Consider the following 18,144-nt stretch of genomic DNA (forward strand, 5'->3'; position numbering starts at 1 on the left):
AATTATCGGAGTAACATGTTCGGCCAATCCTACTGCGTGGAGAGGGTCTCTCGTAGAGGTAAGCTCTAGGAAAAAACATGTCTTGGTCAGAATTTAAATCCCAGTACCTGATCCGTTTTTGGAAGCCTCTTCCAGCAGTTATCGCGGCAGGTATCTTATCAACTTACTACTTTGGTTTAACCGGCACTTTCTGGGCTGTCACTGGTGAATTTACTCGCTGGGGTGGTCACGTTATGCAATGGTTTGGCGCTCACCCTGAAGAATGGGGTTATTTTAAAATCATCGGTCTTGAAGGTACGCCATTAACGCGTATTGATGGCGTTATGATTATCGGGATGTTTGGAGGTTGTATTATGGCCGCTCTTTGGGCTAACAACGTCAAACTTCGTCATCCTCAACATAAAATTCGTATTCTTCAAGCTGTTCTAGGTGGGATCATCGCCGGTTTTGGTGCTCGTCTAGCTATGGGTTGTAATCTTGCGGCATTCTTTACTGGTATTCCTCAGTTCTCTTTACATGCTTGGTTTTTTGCTGTTGCAACGGCAATCGGCTCTTACTTTGGTGCCAAATTATCATTGATGCCTTTGTTTCGTATTCCGGTAAAACTGCAAAAAGTCAGTCAAGCTTCACCTATCACTCAAGATAAACAACGTGCGAAACGTCGCTTTAGATTGGGAATGGTTATCTTTTTTGCCATGATTGCGTGGTCTTTAATTATTCTCTTTGATTCACCAAAATTGGGTTTCGCTATGTTAGGCGGTATTGGTTTTGGTATTTTAATTGAACGTGCGCAAATCTGTTTTACTTCTGCTTTCCGTGACTTATGGATAACAGGCAGAACCCATATGGCAAAAGCGATTATCATCGGTATGGCGGTGAGTGCGATCGGGATCTTCAGTTATGTTCAGTTAGGTGCTGCACCTAAAATTATGTGGGCAGGTCCGAACGCCGTCATTGGTGGCTTACTTTTCGGTTTCGGTATTGTTCTAGCTGGTGGGTGTGAAACAGGTTGGATGTATCGTGCCGTTGAAGGTCAAATTCACTTTTGGTGGGTTGGGCTTGGTAACGTAATAGGTTCAACATTACTGGCTTATTATTGGGATGATTTTGCTTCTGTGATCGCAACTGATTATGACAAGATTAATTTACTTGATACCTTTGGCCCTGTGGGTGGTTTGGGTGTGACGTATCTGATGCTTGGTCTGTCATTTGCATTATTACTTTGGTGGGAAAAACACTTTTTCCGTAAAAAAGCACAACAAGAAAACGCTATTTCAACACAGCTCAATAAGGAAATCGTATGAGCCAGAAAGACACCATTATTCCTGATTATCGTCTAGATATGGTCGGTGAACCTTGTCCTTATCCTGCGGTGGCAACGCTTGAAGCTATGCCATCACTGAAAAAAGGCGAAATATTAGAAGTGGTGAGTGATTGTCCTCAATCAATCAACAATATTCCACTTGATGCGAAAAATTACGGTTATACCGTGTTAGATATTCAACAAGATGGCCCGACTATCCGTTATTTAATTCAAAAATAATGATCAGATATCTTGGTTGAAATAATCGCAATAAAGACAGTGAGTACAGCAATAAATGCTGACTCGCTGTTTTTATTTTTAAGGTTTTAATATCGGGATAATAAGCTGTATAGCTTGTTGAATTCGAGGGCTAAAATCAGATTTTGGTGTTGGAGGGATTATCCCTAATGCAATTTGACGCAAAGGTTCAGCGATCACCATCGCTAATAAAAGATCACTTAATACTGCATAATCATAATGCCTGATTATTGCGTTTTTTTCTTGTTGTTGTAACCACTGCGTAAGTAGACTACGACCTCTTAATATTCCGCTTCGTTGATATTTTTCCATAAGCATTTCACGGCTAGGAAAGTTTTCTTGCAATAACTTATACAAGCCTACCGCTTTATCATTAAGCACTGTTTGAGTCATGCTGTTTAAATGTTGTGATAACAACAGGGTAAACTCGTCAAAATCAGTTGCCTTATCATGAAAAATAGCGACGAAATTGTCAGTCCATGACAACACAATTTGTTCCACTAAGTCTTCTTTATCTTTGATAAAACGATAAATCGTTTTTTTGGCAATGCTTGCCTGTTTTGCAATGGCATCAATGGTTGTTGCGCTGTAACCCTGCTCTAAAAGTAAACTCATGGTCGCTTCATATATTTCTTGGCGGATCTCTTCTTCAGGGCGGGCAGGGCGTCCTCGTTTTTGATTAATCTTGCTATCTGTCATTTTTTAGCCTCTTTTTTAGTTGATTTTATCACTCTTTAGAGATAAAACAATTAGGAAACGAAGTGCGTTTCTTAATTGTTTGGAGTTGAGAAAATGAAAAAACAAACATTGCATTTACCTTGGGCTTTAAATGACATTAATGAACTTTTATCACCCGCACCATTACGCTTAGAAATGGGAATTGAAAGGGATGAAGCAGGGCATTTGACGGTCGCAGTACGTACCGATTTGCATGGTTGTAAAGGCAAGATGCTAGAGTGGTGGTTTACCTTTTTTGAAACATCACAACATATTCGCTGGTGGCATCCCCATGATCATGTTGCTCACAATGGTTGGGATGATAAATGGATCAAAGGAAAAAATTATATCGGGGCATCAATTAAGGCGGTTGAATCTTTAGGGGATATTCCACCCGTTGGAGCACAACTTAAATTCCATGACGCGAAAGATTTTTTTGATAACACATTATTAGAAGAAGCCTATAAAACAGGTGCACTTTCTGGTGCGGTATGTGCCACTATTGGTTTTGGCACTGATGTGAAAACAGATGAAAATGGCGATCCTACCGACGGTAAAATGGTGCATTTAACGCGAGATACGGATTGGGGATGTGTATTAAGAAGCCGTTTTTATTTAGGTCACTCATTAGAAAATCCAGCAGTAGAATTACCAGACGAGATAGCTTTTGGGTTATTGCAGCACTGTTATAATGAGTTTACTTATCTTTCACGCTTCTTGCCGTCATTGTATTACGGTGAGCATGCTAATGGAGAGAAGGGGGCGTTGCCTTGGTTGTAACAATACTCGTCATACTTCAAGTTGTAGCGTTGTTGACGGCATTCACTTGCACTAGTCACATACTATTGTATGCTCCTAGCGACTCGTTCATTTGTCGCCTAGCTACATCTTGAATTATTTAGAGTATTCAATAGGATATAAAGAGTAAGAGAGTAAGAGAGTCAATGAATGAGTAGAAGAGTATTGCGGGCAGATCAGCGGGATGGCTGATCTGCTTGTTGTATTTTATGTGCAGATTACTCTGCTTCGCCGCCGAGGACTTCGGTGACGCGTTCAATTAAGGCGCTTAATTCACCCGTCATTAAAACAAAGTCGGCATCAAAACGTTGGGCAAAATCGGCTTTATCGATATCGTCATTTTGCTCACGTAAAGTTTCACTGAATTTAATGCGTTTGATAGAACCATCATCACAAAGCATAAATTGCAGGCGATCTTCCCAATCTACAGAAAGTTTAGTGACAAATTTACCCGCTTCGATATGTGTCGCAATTTCGTCAGAAACTAATTCTTGTTTCTTACAACGAATAACGCCACCTTCATCTAACACCGCTTTTAGCTCTGCTTCATCCATTAAGGTAAAGCCAGCAGGGAGCTCTCCAGAGCGTACCCACTCTGTCATTTTTAACTCAACGGATTCATTAAAGTTTAGTGGAACAACCGGTAATGAACCTAAGGTTTTACGTAGCAACGCTAAGTTATCTTCGGCGCGTTTTGCACTGCCTGAATCAACAATAACTAGCTGTTTTTCTAAATCTAGCCAGATAAAAGTTTGTGAGAATTTACTAAATGCGCGAGGAAGCAGAGTATGTACCACTTCATCTTTTAAGGTGGCTTTCTCTGTTTTTTTCAGTTTACGACCTTGTTCACCTTCAAGTTTTTCAACTTTGTCTTGTAGTGCTTGCTTAATAACTGTCGCAGGTAAGATTTTGTCTTCTTTTCGTGCGCACATCATGACTTGTTTACCAGTTACATGGATAAGCGCTTCACCACGATCGCCCATTGGAGAAACCCAACCTGTTCGAGTCATATCTTGGCTACTACAAGGTGTGAATGCCAATGAAGCAAGCTGTTGTTCTAACTCATCCATTGACAGTGCTATCTCTTTATTTAAGCGATAGACCAAAATATTTTTAAACCACAGCATCTGACATTCCCCTTAATCATTATTTACCGCAATATGATACTGAATGTTTAGGGTATCTAAAAGGTAATATCCCCTAAAAGAAAACCAATACAGAGTTATTTAATAAAAAGATAAAAAAGCTGAAACGAATAATTAGTAAATCTACTCTATGATAATGAGTTTTATTCTTATTTATGTCGAGTTAATTAAGAATATTGATAATGAAATAACATGATTTTTAGTACAAACCATTATGTGATAATAATCACATAATTTTATTTTTATACCCTTTTTTGTTTACAAACTGAAATCACTTTCAGATTTATCCCTGCATTAATTTACAAAACAAAAATATTCCTGACACTCTCATGTGATAATTATCACAAAATTAAGAAAATGTGAGAGGGTGTTTTTCACAATTATCAGAGTGATTATGATCACAAATTTTGATATTTTTTTTTCAAATATCGATAAAAGAGCACGATTGGCCTTTTTATATTAACCATGGTAATAGTTTAGGTTTTGTAATGTTTAATTCGATTATGTTGTTACTTGTACGTATTGATTAGATATTGTGATTGAATAGTATTCTTGTGCTTCTCTTTTTGATATTTGTAGATAATTATTCTTTTTATGATGGTCTGCTACTCGTTACCACTAGTTAAATTGTATTTAAATTCGACTTTGCCTTTATTTAAATAAGAAATAAATATAAAGATAAAAAATTATTAATTAGGAATAACAATATACAAATCTTTAGTGTTATTTATTTAGTGGTTAAAATTAATACTTCCTTTTAAATATATTAAATAGGGAGATAAATTTTTTATTAGCAAAAAAAAGAGTCCTATAAAGAAATGAAATATAAAAGAAAAATCCAAAAGTGCTATTTTTAAAAAGTTGATTAAGTTCAAAAAACACGTATCTTTACCTTTAATTGTGATACCTATCACTTGGGTATGTAACCATGAAAATGCACATTGGTGTAATTGTGGGCTACATCACGAAAGCAGGGCTTTTTTTTGAGTAACATGCCATCGAAAACTCAACGACCTATTTCTTTTCCTGACAGAAATAAAAGCAATGCCCTTATTTAAAATATAATGAGGATATTATTTTTGTGTCTTATTGGTGATTACGTCTGTGTCAAGGAAATTAAAACCTTTAAGAAAATTTTGTAGAGTCATAATTAGTAGCTATAAAAATTATCAATTGTGAGAGCGATTTTCTTTTTCGAAATTCGTGGCAGAGATCTTTTGTCTGAATCTCAGGTCAACTATATACGGCGGTATTATTTTTGACCTTAAAGAAAATCATAAAACTATAGAAAATAGATGGGTATTTTAATCATGAAAAGCTTGAAGCCTCTAGCAGCACTGGTTGGTTTGTTGGTTCTTTCTGGATCTGCAAACGCAGTAAACGTGTATAACGATAAAGGTACACGTTTTGATGTAAACGGTCAGTTCCGTTTAAAAACGCAAGTGACTAGCAAAGATCACGAAATGCGTATGCGTGATGACGGTAGCCGTATCGGTTTCTTTGGTTCACACGAACTGACTAACGATATCAAAGTATTTGGTAAATTAGAGTGGGGTTCAGATACCCAAAAAACTAATAGTGATAACAAATATACCAACTTTGATATGTTCAACCGTGTGGGTTATGTCGGTTTCTCTCACCGTGATTATGGTCAAATCCAATTTGGTCGTACCTATATTCCGATCGACTGGGTTAAAAAATCAAGCTATGGCTACGGTAACACAGGTGTATTCTACTTTAGTGATGTATTAAGTCGTTCTGTTGGTAGTCAAAGTAATGGTGTTGGTAAAAACAACTTTATGACCCGTTTACCACAGACTATCTTTATTGAAACTAACCGTTATGAAGGCTTTAAATTAGCTGCAACTGTAACAGGTAAAGATGGTAAAGATGAGAAAGACGGTAAACCAGGTGATCGTAAACAAGGCGATATTCGTAATGCTTACTCTATTGTTGGTTTCTATAAATCAACTTTCGGTTTAGAGTTTGATGGTGGGTACTCATCAGCGACGGGTGAACAAAACTTCTATGATGGCCCTAACAAAGGTAAGCAACCAGAGAACAGTATTTTAGCTTTCGGTGCTGAATACTTCTTCCCAGGTCGTGAATTTTCTATCGGTTTAGACTATGGTCAATCTCGTGCTAAAAACTCAAGCAACGTAGTTGCTCAAGGTGCAGCACCAACTAGTTCATATTCAGTCAAAGGTGATTGGAAAGCTGATCTGTATGGTGTTGGTGTGAAATGGCATTGGGATCGTATCGAAAGTGGTATGTATGCGGGTTACTACCTGCGTGATGGTGATGCTAACACATACAACTATAAGAAAGAGACTTATACTGTAGGTGTAGATAAACGTTTTGCGGTATCTAAATACAACAACTTACGTTTATTCGCTGAAATGGCATACGATGATGCTCGTAGTGATAGCGAAGCGTATAAAGATACTAAACAATATATCTTCGAAACAGGTATGCGTCTGTACTTCTAGTCCTTTCAAAGAGACTGTTTAACAGAAGTAACGAAAGGAGAGCCATTTTGCTCTCCTGTTAACCAATATATAAGGGGTGTGTAATGGTTAAGAATGTGTTGAAAATTTCAACATTAGCAATGTTTGTCGCATTCAACGTGAATGCTGCGACAGTCGATCTTCGTATTATGGAGACGTCTGATGTTCACAGTAACTTAATCGACTTTGACTACTTCAAAGACAAACCAACAGAACAGTTTGGTTATGTCCGTACTGCTAATTTAATTAAAGCAGCAAAAGCTGAAGCAACCAATGCGATTTTAGTTGATAACGGCGACTTGATCCAAGGTAGCCCGCTGGCTGACTATCAAGCAGCTAAAGGCTTAGAAAAAGGCGAATCTCATCCAGCTCACCAGCTGATGAACACCATGGGCTACACAGTAGGTAACTTTGGTAACCATGAATTTAACTATGGTTTAGATTACCTGAAAAAAGCCATTGCCGGTGCTAAATTCCCTTACATCAACGCCAACGTGATGGATGCGAAAACAGGCAAAAACTATTTCACACCTTATATCATTGTTGATACACCAGTAAAAGATCGTGATGGTAAAGAACACACTATCAAGATTGGTTATATCGGCTTTGTACCACCACAGATCTTAATCTGGGATAAAGCCAATCTGGATGGTAAGGTCGTTGTAAACGATATTACAGAAACAGCGAAAAAATTCGTCCCTCAAATGAAAAAAGAGGGTGCTGACCTGATTGTGGCTATTCCTCACTCTGGTTTTGCGTCAGAGCCGTACAAAGCAATGGCTGAAAACTCTGTTTATTATTTAAGCGAAGTTGAAGGTATCAATGCAATCATGTTCGGTCACGCTCACGGCGTATTCCCGAGCAAAGAATTTGAAGGCATTAAAGGCGTAGATACAGCGAAAGGTACCGTAAACGGTGTTCCTGCTGTTATGCCTGGTCAATGGGGTGATCACTTAGGTGTCGTTGATATGGTTATCAATAACGACAGCGGTAAATGGGTGATGACTGAAGCAACAGGTGAAGCGCGTCCTATCTTTGATAAAGCAAACAAAAAAGCATTAGTTGAACGTGATGCTGAATTAGCTCAAATCATCGAAAAAGCACACCAAGGTACCCGTGATTTCGTGGGTAAACACATTGGTAAAGCTTCTGCCAACATGTACAGCTTCTTAGCATTAGTACAAAGCGATCCAACTGTACAAATCGTTAATGATGCACAAGTTGATTACACCAAACACTTTATTCAAGGTGATCCGAACTTAGACGGTTTACCAGTATTAGGTGCAGCTGCGCCATTTAAAGCGGGTGGTCGTAAAAACGCACCAGCAGACTTCGTAGAAGTTGAAAAAGGTGACTTAACATTCCGTAACGCGGCAGACTTATATCTGTATCCAAACACATTAGTGGTTGTTAAAGCGACCGGTGCTGATGTTGTTGAGTGGTTAGAATGTTCAGCAGGTATGTGGAACCAAGTTGATCCTAATTCAACTAAACCACAAGAACTGATCAACTGGGATGGTTTCCGTACTTATAACTTCGACACCATTAGTGGTGTGAACTATAAAGTTGACTTAACTCAACCAGCTAAATATGACGTTGATTGCCAAGTGGTTAACAAAGGTGCGAATCGTATCAAAGAAGTCACTTACGAAGGCAAACCAATCGATCCTAAAGCAACATTCCTGATCGCAACAAATAACTACCGTGGATACGGCGGTAAATTTGCAGGTACTGGTGAAGCGAATATTGCGTTTGCATCTCCAGATGAAAACCGTGCGATTTTAGCTTCTTACATTGCTAAGCAAACTAAAGAAAAAGGTGAAGTTGCGACTAAAGCTGCTAACAACTGGTCATTCTTACCTATTAAGACTGATAAAGCGTTAGATGTACGTTTTGAAACTTCTCCAAGTGAAAAAGCGGCTGCATTTATTAAAGATTTTGCTCAGTATCCAATGACCTTCGTGGAAAATGATGAAATCGGTTTTGCAATTTACAAAATCGATTTAACTGAGAAGAAATAAGCTATTAAACCTGCCCATTCAGGGCAGGTTTTTCTTACCTTTTTTGAACCAAGAGAGTAGATTTAATTGCTCTTTAAGGGGATTTTATGCGCTTTATGAAGCTATTACCTGCTGCTTTTGCTTTAGTGCTAGCAGGATGTGCAACGCAAGCACCTGAAATTACAGAACCATTAAAACCTCAAGCTAAATTAGTTGAAGGCGTATCTTGTATTTTACCTGATGCTCCAACAGCACCTTACGACTACATTGCTTCAAATGATCGCTATGGCCAAAACAGCACAGCATCAACAGATTACTTTAAGTTAGCGATTAACTACTCACCGGCTTTTTGTGATTACAAAAGCAATAATATTAAACGTTTAAATAACGATAATGAAAAAGATCGTGCAAAACGTGAGTACGATAAATTTGAAATCCAGTGCTTCTCTGATAACAAATTTGGCTGGATTGTTCATGGGCTGTGGGCTGAAACCTGTGATGGCAAATCATGGGAAGAGTGCCGCGATTGGAAAGACATACGCAAGCATCCTCGTTTATGTAAAGGCGATTTACCACCTTTAGAATACTCTGCTATCAAACCTTATCTGTGTGATTCTCCAGGTATCGACTTGTTACAAGGTGAATGGGAAAAACACGGTGTGTGTGCGTTTGATACACCAGATGCATTCTTTGGTAAACAAAAAGAGTTGTATGAAGCGTTAGTATTACCAGAAGGCCGTCCTTCAAACAGTGCATTGATTAAGTTCTTAAAAGAACACAATCCATCACTGAAGGACAAAGAAATTCAAATTAATCGAGATGAATTCTATATCTGTTATAGCAAAGATTTCGAAGTAATTGATTGTCCGAAACGTGAATTTTGATCTTAGGGATAAATTTTAAATGAATCATAAATACAAACTTGTTGCACTTGCAGTAAGCTCAGTCTTATTAGCAGGTTGTGCAAAAAACTACGACGAAGCTAATGTTGTTGATGTGCGTGTTATCGCAATGAACGACTTCCACGGCGCGCTGAAAGCACCAGAAGGTAAATCTGGTGGTATCGAGCACATGGCTACGTTAATTAAAGAAATGAAGAAAGATAACCCGAACAACATCGTTGTTGCGGCGGGTGATATGGTTGGTGCAAGCCCACTATTATCTTCAATGTTCCATGATGAACCTTCAATCGAAGCATTATCAGTAGCAGGCTTAGAAGCAACTTCAGTGGGTAACCATGAATTTGATAAAGGCATGGGCGAGTTACTGCGTAAACAAAACGGTGGTTGCCACCCAGTAACAGGTTGCCAAGGCCCAACTGAGTTTAAAGGTGCTGATTTCCAATACTTAGCGGCTAACGTTATTGTTAACGAAACGGGTAAAACTTTATTCCCAGAATACGTTATTAAAGAATTCAACGGTATTCCTGTTGCATTCATCGGTTTAACTTTAGAAGGTACAGCGGCTATCGTAACTCCTAAAGGAACTGAAGGTTTAAGCTTCCACAATGAAGCAAAAACGATCAACGCATTAGTGCCACAATTAAAAGCGAAAGGCGTTCAAGCAATTGGTGTTCTGATCCACGAAGGTGCTGCACAGCGTCGTGATGGCGGTCCAGTTAATATCAACGCATGTAATGGTATTACAGGTAAAGTACTGGGCGTTGTTGAGCAATTAGATCCAGCAATTGACTTCGTTGTTACTGGTCATACTCACCAAGCTTACAACTGTACTATCAACGGTAAATCAGTGACATCTGCGCAATCTAACGGTGCAATGTTAACGCGTATCGACCTGAAATTAGATAAAACAACGAAAGACGTTGTAGATATCAATGCAAAAAATATTTGGGTTGATAACCGTAAATATGAAAAAGATCCAGCAGTTACCAAACTGTTAGAAGCTTACGAAAAAATTGCTACCCCATTAGCTAACCGTATTATCGGTAAGTTAGAAGGTAATTTAACTAAGCAAACTAACGATGCAGGTGAGTCTGGATTAGGTCAAGTGATCGCAGATGCACATCTGTATACTGCAAAACCTAAAGAAATGGGTGGCGCACAAATCGGTTTAATGAACGGCGGTGGTATCCGTGCTGATATGAAAGGCGGCGACGTCTCTTATAACGCAATCTACACTGTACAGCCATTCTCTAACGTACTGTTAACTCAAACGTTAACGGGTGAACAAATTAAACGCCTGTTAGAACAACAATGGGATCGTTCACGTCCACAAGTGTTAGCGGTTTCAGGTAACTTCCAGTACACATGGGATAGCAAAGCTTCTAATGGTAACCGTGTTATCGTTGAATCAATGAAAATTGATGGCAAACCAGTAGACATGAAAGCGAATTACCGTGTTGTTGCTAATGAATACTTAGCAACAGGTGGTAGTAACTTCTCTGTACTGAAAGAAGGTAAAGATCCAGTTTACAGCGTGCCAGATGTTGATGCAGTCGTGAAATACTTTGCTGAGCAGTCTCCAATTGCTCAACCAAAAGCAAATAACATCACACGTAAATAACGTATTTTCATACGCCTTGTGAAAATCGCACCTTTTACTTCGGTAAAGGGTGCGTAAATAAATAAAGAGAGCAAAGTGTTGAACACAAAGGGTCCATCCCTACCTTTGTATTCATTGCGCACTTTGCTCTTTTTTTTATGGAATTTTTAGAATGGTGGCATAAGGCCACCATTCTTGTTTTGTAGATATGTAATAAAAAAAAAGCCCACAGTGGCTGTGGGCAAGGAATGAAAGTAAAAAAAGAGGGTATTATTGCTAGGGTCTTTTGTCAGATGTCTGTTCTAACACTTATTTGAAGATTTTAAAGCGTGAATCATCTTCCATATAATTCTTCTCGCCAGCCTCTTGTTCAATCGAACCAAAGACCATTTGAGCTCTTAATTTCCATGTTTTTGGCAGATCCCAAGTTGCATGAACTTCATCATCAATAATTGGGTTGTAGTGTTGTAATGAAGCACCTACGTTCTCTGCTGCTAATGCAGTCCAAACAGAAAGTTGCGCCATACCACTTGCTTGTTCTGACCATACAGGGAAGTTATCTGCATACAGAGGGAATTGCTCTTGAAGACCTTTTACGATATCTGTGTCTTCAAAATACAGAATTGAACCCGCACCTGCGGCGAAGCTATCAATTTTTGCTTCAGTTGCACTAAATGCTTCTGCGGGTACTAATTTTTTCAGTGTATTTTTAACGATATTCCACAGTTTTTGATGTTGTTCACCAAACAAAACAACAACACGAGATGTCTGTGAGTTAAATGCTGTTGGGCTCTCTTTAACCGCTTCTTTGATAATCGCAGTGACTCTGTCTTCGCTAATTGGAAGTTGATTACCTAAATGATAAATTGTTCTACGTTTTTTCATTAAATCAGTAAATGCGTTAGACATGATTGTCTCCTTGATAAATTTAAGCGCTTAAAGCGTGTCTTAGCTTGAGCTAATCTATGGACATACTATAGGGCTTAGCAGTGATTTATTGATATATAAAAAATTTAATCAGCTACGTCAAAATATTCGACCTAGTTTTTAACTGTTTGATTTAGATTCTGTTTATCTACATATCTAAACTCGGGAGCGAGTTGGCTAATACCTAAGCCTCCAGCTTTCTTCACTTTAATTTGCACAGGAATGCGCTCTTTCATGGCTTCTACGTGACTAATCACACCAATAATTTTGCCGGATGCATTAAGGCTATCGAGCGCATCTAATGCAATATCTAAGGTATCAGGATCTAATGTCCCAAAGCCTTCATCTAGAAATAGTGATTCGATTTGAGTCTTGTTACTGACTAAATCCGAAAGCGCTAAAGCGAGTGATAAACTGACTAAGAAGCTTTCGCCACCAGAAAGCGTGCGAGTATCTCGCAGTGCATCTGCTTGCCATGTATCTGCAATCTGTAATTCAAGACTTGCCGGTGTTTTACGCTGTAAAAAATAACGCCCATGAAGCTTTTCTAAACGGCGGTTAGCTAAATAAATCAGATGATCAAGCGTTAATCCTTGGGCGAAACGGCTGAACTTATCTCCTGATGCAGATCCCACTAATTCGTTTAAATAACTCCAATCATCAAACTGAGATTGTTGTTTGGCAATATGAGTCAGTAGATCCTGTTGCTCTTTACGCTTTTCCTCATCAGTACGCAGTTGCTCTTGAATGCGAAATTTCGTTTCTTGTAATTGAGTAAATTGTGTTTCTAACACCAATAACTGATTGGTAATTTGTTCGAGATCTTGTTGTGTTGCCAATATTGGCTGTTGTGATAAGTGTTGTTGATATGCGTTTTCTTGTGTATCCAAACGCGTTTTTTCCTGTAATAGCTTATCAAGTCGTTGTTTTTGTTGTTCTTGTAAACGATTTCTTTCTTCAACTGATAGCAATGAAGCTAAAAAGGCATTTTCATCAGCAAATGGGCTGTTTTTTAATCTATTTTGATATTGTTCAAGGATATCTTGTGAGTGAACATGAAGCCGTTGTAGTGATTTTTCATTTTCCTGATATTGACCAATAAGCTGATTTAAACGGATTTCGAGTCGGTTTTTTTCTTCGCTATATTGCTCAATTTGTTTTTGTAACAACTGACTTTGTTTATCCAACTCATTGCGTGCATCTTCGGTGGTTTGTGTGCCGAATAAAGTTTGGCGTTGTGTTTTTAGCTGCTCTTGTTGCTGATGCAGCTGTTGTAAATGGGCTAAAACAACATCAAGTTCTTTTTGAGTTCCAGATAAATAGCGTTTTTTCTCTTCTTGAGTTAATGACAATTCACGAATTTTTTGTTGCAATTCGTGATGTATTTTTAATGTTGATTGATATTGTTGGCTCTCTTCTTTACGGGCATTAAGCCATTGAATTTTATCTTCAAATATCTGTAATTCATAACCTTGCTGTTTAACAAGTGATTGAATATCTTGTGCCAACTGGGTTTGTTGTTGAAGATATTGCGCTGTTTGTTGTTGTTTATTGGAAACTTCTTTTTGTTGCTGAGTTAATTCATTTTGTTGATGAAGAATAGCTTGCTGTTGCTGATAAAATTGTTCTTTGTTATCAGATAACAGTTTGTATTCTTGTTGAGTTTTGGCATCTAATGCTTGGTAACTTACTCGTTTTTGTGTCAGTAAATTATCTTCTTTTTCAAGTGCTGCATCTAATTGAGTTAAAACAGTTTCTTCGCAGTCAACATCTGGTAATGCGTGAGAGTGAGCTAAAACTTTCCATTGCTGTTTTAATGACGCAATATCTTGTGTTAGTTGCTCAAGGTCGCTACTTAATTTTTCATTTTGAGCTTGATAATTAGCACGCTGTGTTTTTTGTTCCACTAACTCTATGGTTAATGCATTAACTTGTTGCGTTAAAATATCTAATCGTGTTTTTGTTTCATCTGGTTTAATTTCTTTATATTTTTCAACATAAGGATGTTCAGTAGAGCCACAAACAGGACAGGGATTATCTTTAACCAAACGTTGTCTTTCTTCTTCGTATTCGGCTAATTTTCTTATTAAAAGATAATTGTCATTTAAGTCTTTAAGATGTTGCTTTTTCTCTTTTAAAACGATGTCGTTTTTGCTGATATTTTCAGTCAGCGAGGCTATTTTTTGCAGGTTTTCTGAATGGCTTTTTTGGTACTGATGTTCAGTTTTTAGAGCATGCTGTAATTGAGCCTGTAATCCCATCAATTTCGCGAGCGCATTTCTTTGTTGAGAAATTTGTTGCAAGCGATGAGGAATATCTGCAATTGAATCTACTTTATTTTGTTGCTCAAGTTGCGTTTGTAATTCGCTTAATCGTTGTTGCTGTAAATTAAGGTTGTGTTGTTGAGCCTCTAGTGTGTGCGTTGTTTTTTCGAGGGCAAGTTTAAGTAACTGCTCTTTTTCTTGTTCTGCCTTTTCACTTTTCTGGCTAATTAGATATTTTTCTGTAATTTCATCATATTGTTCAAAATAGCGTTGCCATAAAGGTAAATTCTCAGCAAGTTGAGCATAAGCTGTATGCTGATTTAAATATTCACTTAATTCATTAAATTGCTTTTGTGAGTCAGTTAATTGGGCTGCTGTTAATCGTATTTTTTCCAGATATTCTAACTGTGTTTTTTCCAGCGTATTCTTTTGTTGTGTTTTTGCTGAAATATCTTGTTGTAACAAGACTAACTGGTTATCTAATGGTGTCACTTCTTTACGAATAAGTTGTAATATTTGCTGTTTTTTCTCATCGTGTTGTTTAAATGCGTCACGAGCCACCATTAAATGCTGATTAATTGGTTGGCTTTGTTGTTCAATAAGCTGTTTTTCTGTTTTCAGTGTTGAGAGTTGTGACTCAATATAGGTTTGTTCTTTTAATAGACGATTTTTTTCATCATAAATCGGACGAATTTTTTCTGCGGGTTCGCTATTTTCAAGACGTCGAATATCGGGCTTGGCAGCAACTAAAGCTTCTTGTGCTAAGTTAACTCCGTTTTGTGCTAATAGCTTGTTTTTATTGATTTCAATATCTTTTTCTTGCCACTGCTTTGCTGCTTGATATTCCTGTTGTTCTTTTTGTAATAGGCTCTCTTTGCCAAAAAGATCAGTTTGCTCAGTTAATAAAGCTTGGCGAGCATTCTCATCTAATAACGCCATCATTTCGGCTTGCTGCTTTAGTGTTTTTAAGGCTTGTTCTTCTTCACGCCAATGTTTAAAGATAGATTGGGAAATATGGCGATAAATATCTGTGCCAGTCAGTTCTTCGAGTAATTCAGCGCGAGATTTATCATCTGCATTTAAAAAGGCGGCAAATTGCCCCTGAGAAAGCAACATAGACTTAGTAAAACGATCAAAATCAAGCCCCGTAATATTAATGATCATCTCTTTTACTTGGCTTATTTTGCTGGCTAATATTTTGTCTTCACCTCCCGTTGTATTTATTTTAACGAGTTCAGCCTGTGGTGCTTGAAGATTACCATCTTCTTTATAATTAGCTCGACGTTGTTCCCAAAATGCTCGATAAGCTACACCTTTGACTTCAAATTCAACTTCGGTCAAGCACTCTGCGGTATGACGCGTCATTAATTCATTTTGTGATTGTGTGACTTTATCTAATCGTGGAGTTCGATGATAAAGCGCCAAACTAATTGCGTCTAATAGTGTGGTTTTTCCTGCACCCGTAGGGCCCGTGATAGCAAATAATCCGTTGCTAATAAAAGGTTCTTGGTTGAAGTTAATTTTCCACTCACCTTTTAAAGAGTTAATGTTTTTAAATCGCAGACTTAAGATTTTCATTATGCTTCGTTATCCTCTTGTTCTGCCATTTCAACTGCTTGTTTAAATAATGTTGTTAACCGTGTTTTAGTTTCTTCTGAATCAAACTCATGCTGTTCTAAGCGTCTTTCAAAAACATCATAAACAGTTAATTCGGTCAGTGTTTCTTTCTCATTTTGTGTGAATGCTTGGCGCTGTTTTCTGGCTCTTCTTAATAAGATCACCTCAAAAAGTGGTTCATTAGTTAGCTCTTGAACACGGGTTTGTATATCACTGAGATAATCTTGTGTTGAAACTTCGATATCCAACCAAATAGTCGTATCTGTTTCACCGTATTGTTTTTTTAAATCATCAAGTTGTATAGCTATCTCTTTTAATGAGCCACTAATAGTGCGTAATAATTGAAATTCAGGAATAGGTAATAGTGTGAGGTTAGTTAATTTGTCTTGCTCAAAATCGATAAGGCAGACGCTTTTTTGTTGTCCACTTTCATCAAAACTTAAAGGAATAGGAGAGCCACTATAACGAATATGACCTGATTTATTCACTACTTGAGGGCGGTGAATATGACCAAGAGCAATATAGTCAAATTCAGGAAATAGCGTTGCAGAGAAAGCCTCTAAAGTACCGATATAAATTTCACGTACAGAGTCCGTTACACTTGCGCCAATGGTTGTAAGGTGACCTGTCGCGATAATAGGAATATTGACGTTCAGCTGCTTACGTAAATCAAGAGCCTCTTGATATTGAGCTTGATAATAATCAGCAATCGCTTCTTTTAGGATATTTTGTTTTTCAGCACCTGATTGCCCACTTTTACTACTTATCATATCTCTAGGGCGTAGATAAGGGATCGCACAAAGTAATGCGCCCGGAGCTTTATCTTTTTGAGGAAGAATGAGCGGAGTTTGTGGTGTTTCAGCATGAACATTGGCAATAACCGTTGTATTTAAACACGCCAATAATGATTTAGATTCATTTAGTGTCGCTACTGAATCGTGATTACCACCTAGAATGACGAGCTGGCATTGTGTATCGCGGATAGCAACAACAAAGCGGTTATACAGCTCTCGGGCATAACTGGGTGGGGAGCCAGTATCAAAAATATCTCCTGCAACAATCAATGCATCAACTTGATAATGTCTAATTTGTGCTAATAACCAATCAAGAAATTGTTGATGCTCTAGTGCGCGGGTTTTAGTAAAAAAATATTGCCCTAAATGCCAGTCTGATGTGTGAATAATCCGCATTGCTATTCCTCTTTTTTATCTGATGAAGAGTATAGCGCACCTTACTTTTTTAGTGAAAACCCAACAACAAGCCTTCTTTTTGAGTGATATTTCACCAAAAAATGATTTATTTACCTTAACAACAGGGATCTATTTCAGTAATGTTAAGGTTAGTCATAAATCTGTCATAAAACTGCATCATAATCATTTTGACCCTCTATATACATTACACAGGATAGAGTATGGCAAGGCGTATTCTTGTTGTTGAAGATGAAACCGCAATTCGAGAGATGATCTGTTTTGTTTTGGAACAAAATGGTTTTCAACCTATTGAAGCAGAAGACTATGATTCTGCATTGAGCTTTCTTATTGATCCTTATCCTGATCTGGTTTTATTAGATTGGATGATCCCCGGTGGATCAGGCTTGCAGGTAATAAAACAGATGAAGCGGGAAAGTAATACCCGTGATATTCCAATTATTATGCTAACGGCAAAAGGGGAAGAAGAAGATAAAGTCCAAGGGCTAGAAACGGGTGCTGATGATTACGTCATTAAGCCTTTCTCACCTAAAGAGCTTGTGGCTCGTGTGAAAGCAATTTTACGACGATTATCACCAATGTCTGCGGAAGATATTATTGAATTCAATGGATTAGGGCTTGATCCTGTTTCTCATCGAGTAACGAGTCAAGATAAACCGATTGATATGGGACCCACCGAATTTAAACTCCTGCACTTTTTTATGACACATCCTGAACGCGTGTATAGCAGAGAACAATTGCTAAACTACGTTTGGGGAACGAATGTTTATGTCGAAGACCGTACTGTTGATGTGCATATTCGTCGTTTACGTAAAGCCATCGAAGAAGATGGTCATGACAGAATGATACAGACAGTACGTGGAACGGGATATCGTTTCTCTGCCCGTTTCTAAGTCAA

The 18,144-nt window shown here is 38.0% G+C and carries 13 protein-coding genes; 8 read left to right on the forward strand and 5 right to left on the reverse strand.

Annotated elements, in window-relative coordinates:
- Positions 1-77: 77 nt before the first annotated feature.
- Both yedE and yedF read left to right on the forward strand, forming a co-directional pair.
- A complete protein-coding gene (gene yedE / locus AB4J89_RS14935; protein WP_088493729.1) occupies positions 78-1,304 on the forward strand; it encodes a selenium metabolism membrane protein YedE/FdhT in 1,227 nt (408 codons plus the stop codon).
- The gene (gene yedF / locus AB4J89_RS14940) at positions 1,301-1,543 is read left to right on the forward strand and encodes a sulfurtransferase-like selenium metabolism protein YedF (RefSeq protein WP_006535172.1); all 243 of its coding nucleotides are present in this window, start codon (positions 1,301-1,303) and stop codon (positions 1,541-1,543) included. Before yedE ends, yedF begins: the two co-directional genes overlap by 4 nt.
- Before the next feature lie 78 nt (positions 1,544-1,621).
- Here yedF and AB4J89_RS14945 read toward each other — a convergent pair whose 3' ends face one another.
- On the reverse strand, positions 1,622-2,260 hold the full coding sequence (locus AB4J89_RS14945; RefSeq protein ID WP_088493728.1) for a TetR/AcrR family transcriptional regulator: 639 nt from the start codon (positions 2,258-2,260) through the stop codon (positions 1,622-1,624).
- Positions 2,261-2,353: 93 nt separating this feature from the next.
- On the opposite strand from AB4J89_RS14945, the gene AB4J89_RS14950 reads away from it, so the two are divergent.
- The gene (locus tag AB4J89_RS14950; protein ID WP_368469763.1) at positions 2,354-3,058 is read left to right on the forward strand and encodes a hydrolase; all 705 of its coding nucleotides are present in this window, start codon (positions 2,354-2,356) and stop codon (positions 3,056-3,058) included.
- Between the two features lie 236 nt (positions 3,059-3,294).
- Here the strand turns inward: AB4J89_RS14950 and rdgC are convergent, their stop codons facing one another.
- Complete coding sequence (gene rdgC, locus AB4J89_RS14955; protein ID WP_088493726.1) at positions 3,295-4,203, reverse strand: recombination-associated protein RdgC; 909 nt, start codon at positions 4,201-4,203, stop codon at positions 3,295-3,297.
- Between the two features lie 1,328 nt (positions 4,204-5,531).
- Between rdgC and AB4J89_RS14960 the strand changes: the two genes are divergently transcribed.
- The 4 genes from AB4J89_RS14960 (at position 5,532) to AB4J89_RS14975 (ending at position 11,251) form a co-directional block, all read left to right on the forward strand.
- A complete protein-coding gene (locus tag AB4J89_RS14960) occupies positions 5,532-6,710 on the forward strand; it encodes a porin (RefSeq protein ID WP_227718949.1) in 1,179 nt (392 codons plus the stop codon).
- 83 nt (positions 6,711-6,793) lie between these two features.
- Positions 6,794-8,749, forward strand: coding sequence for a bifunctional 2',3'-cyclic-nucleotide 2'-phosphodiesterase/3'-nucleotidase (locus AB4J89_RS14965; protein WP_088493724.1), 1,956 nt, complete (start codon positions 6,794-6,796; stop codon positions 8,747-8,749).
- A gap of 86 nt (positions 8,750-8,835) precedes the next feature.
- Positions 8,836-9,612: a ribonuclease gene (locus AB4J89_RS14970; RefSeq protein WP_069368615.1), complete on the forward strand. Its 777-nt coding sequence runs from the start codon at positions 8,836-8,838 to the stop codon at positions 9,610-9,612.
- A 19-nt stretch (positions 9,613-9,631) separates the two neighbouring features.
- Positions 9,632-11,251 carry a bifunctional UDP-sugar hydrolase/5'-nucleotidase gene (locus AB4J89_RS14975; protein ID WP_088493723.1) on the forward strand — a complete coding sequence of 540 codons (1,620 nt, stop codon included), beginning with the start codon at positions 9,632-9,634 and terminating at the stop codon, positions 11,249-11,251.
- A gap of 288 nt (positions 11,252-11,539) precedes the next feature.
- Here AB4J89_RS14975 and AB4J89_RS14980 read toward each other — a convergent pair whose 3' ends face one another.
- The 3 genes from AB4J89_RS14980 to sbcD all read right to left on the reverse strand — a co-directional run bounded on the left by AB4J89_RS14980 (position 11,540) and on the right by sbcD (position 17,228).
- On the reverse strand, positions 11,540-12,139 hold the full coding sequence (locus AB4J89_RS14980) for a nitroreductase family protein (protein WP_088493722.1): 600 nt from the start codon (positions 12,137-12,139) through the stop codon (positions 11,540-11,542).
- A 131-nt stretch (positions 12,140-12,270) separates the two neighbouring features.
- Positions 12,271-15,999: an AAA family ATPase gene (locus AB4J89_RS14985; protein ID WP_368469767.1), complete on the reverse strand. Its 3,729-nt coding sequence runs from the start codon at positions 15,997-15,999 to the stop codon at positions 12,271-12,273.
- Complete coding sequence (gene sbcD / locus AB4J89_RS14990; protein ID WP_368469769.1) at positions 15,999-17,228, reverse strand: exonuclease subunit SbcD; 1,230 nt, start codon at positions 17,226-17,228, stop codon at positions 15,999-16,001. The genes AB4J89_RS14985 and sbcD overlap by 1 nt, the downstream gene beginning before the upstream one ends.
- Before the next feature lie 221 nt (positions 17,229-17,449).
- On the opposite strand from sbcD, the gene phoB reads away from it, so the two are divergent.
- Positions 17,450-18,139: a phosphate regulon transcriptional regulator PhoB gene (phoB, locus tag AB4J89_RS14995; RefSeq protein WP_023580900.1), complete on the forward strand. Its 690-nt coding sequence runs from the start codon at positions 17,450-17,452 to the stop codon at positions 18,137-18,139.
- The last annotated feature ends 5 nt before the right edge of the window (positions 18,140-18,144 follow it).

Origin of the sequence: Proteus sp. STS61-E, assembly GCF_040932335.1 — a bacterium.
Classification (GTDB): domain Bacteria; phylum Pseudomonadota; class Gammaproteobacteria; order Enterobacterales; family Enterobacteriaceae; genus Proteus; species Proteus mirabilis_B.